Annotated in this window: 3 protein-coding genes and 1 pseudogene; 2 read left to right on the top strand and 2 right to left on the bottom strand. The window is 43.8% G+C overall.

Going from position 1 to position 2,466, the window contains the following annotated elements:
- Nucleotides 1-352 (top strand): annotated as a pseudogene (locus C6Y40_RS11395) (IS4 family transposase); the annotation flags it as partial.
- A gap of 305 nt (nt 353-657) precedes the next feature.
- Here the strand turns inward: C6Y40_RS11395 and C6Y40_RS11390 are convergent.
- A complete protein-coding gene (locus C6Y40_RS11390; RefSeq protein ID WP_105934695.1) occupies nt 658-870 on the bottom strand; it encodes a hypothetical protein in 213 nt (70 codons plus the stop codon).
- Nucleotides 864-1,043 (bottom strand): hypothetical protein, encoded by a 180-nt coding sequence (locus tag C6Y40_RS11385; protein WP_105934694.1) that lies wholly within the window; start codon nt 1,041-1,043, stop codon nt 864-866. The genes C6Y40_RS11390 and C6Y40_RS11385 overlap by 7 nt, the downstream gene beginning before the upstream one ends.
- A gap of 309 nt (nt 1,044-1,352) precedes the next feature.
- Between C6Y40_RS11385 and C6Y40_RS11380 the strand changes: the two genes are divergently transcribed.
- Nucleotides 1,353-1,952 carry a cupin domain-containing protein gene (locus C6Y40_RS11380; RefSeq protein WP_105934693.1) on the top strand — a complete coding sequence of 200 codons (600 nt, stop codon included), beginning with the start codon at nt 1,353-1,355 and terminating at the stop codon, nt 1,950-1,952.
- Nucleotides 1,953-2,466 lie beyond the last annotated feature (514 nt).

Here is a 2,466-nt window from a genome sequence, read left to right as displayed (position 1 = left end):
TTATCGCCAGCGCATGCAAATAGAAGAAGGCTTTCGGGATATGAAAAGCACGCGCTTTGGTCTGGGGTATGAAAATAATCGCAGCACAACCAAGACACGCATTACTGTTCTGGTCTTGCTTACCACACTGGCTTCGTTAGTGGCTGTACTGTTGGGCATGCTATTAGTTGTCAGTAACAAGCATCGACGCTTTCAGGCAAATACCGAAACAAAATCCGTACTATCCTTTCACTTTCTTGGCTTGAGAGCTTTTAACACCTCAATGCGATTTACCCTGCATCAGTGGAAAAAGACGATCCGCTGGCTTGATGAACTCACCGCTGAAGCTTGCATGAGCAAGATTACATGCTAAATTCGTGGGGATCCCTCAGACTTTAATACGTAAACAATCTATGAGTAATTCGTCTAATATAAAGATGGATGTTTTGACTCTTCTTTACGCAGAAATATATTTATAAACGATAGTATTATAAAAAATGGAATCAGAGTCGGATCTGTAGTGAATTCAAACAAGTCATCAAGAATAAAGTTATAAATATTTATATAAACAATATAGATACCGAAGCTTTGGAAAGTATGTATCAAAACTTTTTTCAACATTGCTCTTATCCCCAAAATAATATCAGGAGGTTCTTGGACCTCCTGTTGAATTTATATTTAAAGTAGTGGATCGCTCTGGTTTTCTAGAAACTCATCTAGCCCTCCGTTACTCCCTAGGTCGTGGAGTACTTTTGACTCTTTACTGTAGGCATCTTCAGCTACAGCACTGCCAATTGCCTCGCCAATCATTTTCCAAAAGTCATCCCAGGAACCTGCTCCTTGCACGTCTCTAAAATTTGCTCTGCTTAATTCCATCATTTTATTTACCATCCATTTTGCTCTTTTGCTTGCTCTTTAGCTTCGCTAAAGCCTTCTTCCATGCCTTCTTTAACATTCATAGCTGCGTCAGTAGCTGCTATAGTTAATCCTATTGTGGTCCATAATACCCCCCATAAAATCCCACCGCTGACTTCTTCCGTCTCAAATATATCTAATTGGCGCATAGATTTGCTCCTGATGGTTAAATTTAAAATTGCATTTCACTATAAAAACGCTTCGTTTGGTTTAAGAGGGATTTCCTATAGAACCATTAACTCGAGAAACAGAAAAATACCCACAATGATTGTAAAGATCCCTCGAGTATTAGCTTGCCTCTAATCATAGATATTAAAAACTGTACGCAATACTAGAACTTATTTTATAAGCGCGGCGAATAAGGTTCGTTTCTTACTTAGTACATCTCTCGGACGCTAAAAACTTGTTATTTGGAATTACCTGCTCATACTTTGTACAACTAATAAAAAGGAGCATATATGAAAAAGGTAACACTAAGTGCGGTGGTAGGTGTGGCGGCTTTACTGGCGACTTCCGTTTTTGCACATCAACACGAATCGTCCCATGATGAATACCACGCTACCTTTACTAAGCTTGGTGAAGGTAAGCCAATAATCTATACCGGCAGGCCTATATACCAACATGTTAAAGCGGGTGATTTACCTTCCGAAATCGGCCTGTTCGAGGAAATATTGCCGGCAAAGTCACTCGGCGCTCCGCCGCATACCCATACCAATGAAGATGAAATATTCATCGTGTTAGATGGTACGGTACATTTTCTTAATGGGACCGATGAGGTGATTGCCGAGCCTGGCACGGTAGCCTCATTACCACGCAACAATCAACATGGTTTCTGGAACCCCTACGATGAGCCTGCTCAGTTACTGGTATTGGTTGCCCCCGGCCACTTTCAGGAGTTCTTCGGTGCTGTAGAGGCTGCAGTGAAAGAGTCCGGCGCTACGTCGCCCCAGGATATCGGCGCTATTATTGGTCGGGAAGCTGCAAAGAAAGGCGTGATGATTGACATGTCTGACCTGCCACCTTCAGCACTGGCTTTATTGCCACCTCCACCTCAATAAATACTTCCTCAGCGAAAAGGCTGTATCTGGTGACTCAGCCTTTTTAAGGAGATCCCGGCTCGGAGGCCGGGATGTCAAGATTATAAATCGTCATCCCCGCGCGCTTTTAAGCGGGAACCCCATGATATGATATCGTGGGTTAAATACGACCTTTTAAGTTGTATTAATACATCCACCACGTCATCCCCGCATGCTTTTTAGCGGGGACCTCCTGACATGATATCGTGGGTTAAATACGACCTTTCCAGCAGGATCGAGTAGGAGGGAGTTTCGCAACTCCCGTCCTCTCACACCACCGGGCATACGGTTCCGTACCACGGCGGTTCCTGTCTGTATTGACCATAGTCAATACCTGAGTCTGTTTCGTTCATCGTGTCGCCGCTTTATCGTTTAGAACTCCGCAAACACCGCCCAGGTTTCCGACCCTTCTTGTATATTTGTCCCGGAGCAATGATTCTTCATTGCCTTGTGTCCCGATAACGCGAGAGCACGCGTGACTTGCCGCTCGTGACAG

The organism is Marisediminitalea alba, assembly GCF_002993365.1.
Taxonomy (GTDB): Bacteria; Pseudomonadota; Gammaproteobacteria; order Enterobacterales; family Alteromonadaceae; genus Alteromonas; species Alteromonas alba.
This window is presented reverse-complemented; position numbering and strand designations above follow the sequence as displayed.

Excerpts from the sequence above, each read along its gene's own strand:
- C6Y40_RS11390 (WP_105934695.1), bottom strand. The coding sequence starts at position 870 with ATGGTAAATAAAATGATGGAATTAAGCAGAGCAAATTTTAGAGACGTG.
- C6Y40_RS11385 (WP_105934694.1), bottom strand. The coding sequence starts at position 1,043 with ATGCGCCAATTAGATATATTTGAGACGGAAGAAGTCAGCGGTGGGATT.
- C6Y40_RS11380 (WP_105934693.1), top strand. The coding sequence starts at position 1,353 with ATGAAAAAGGTAACACTAAGTGCGGTGGTAGGTGTGGCGGCTTTACTG.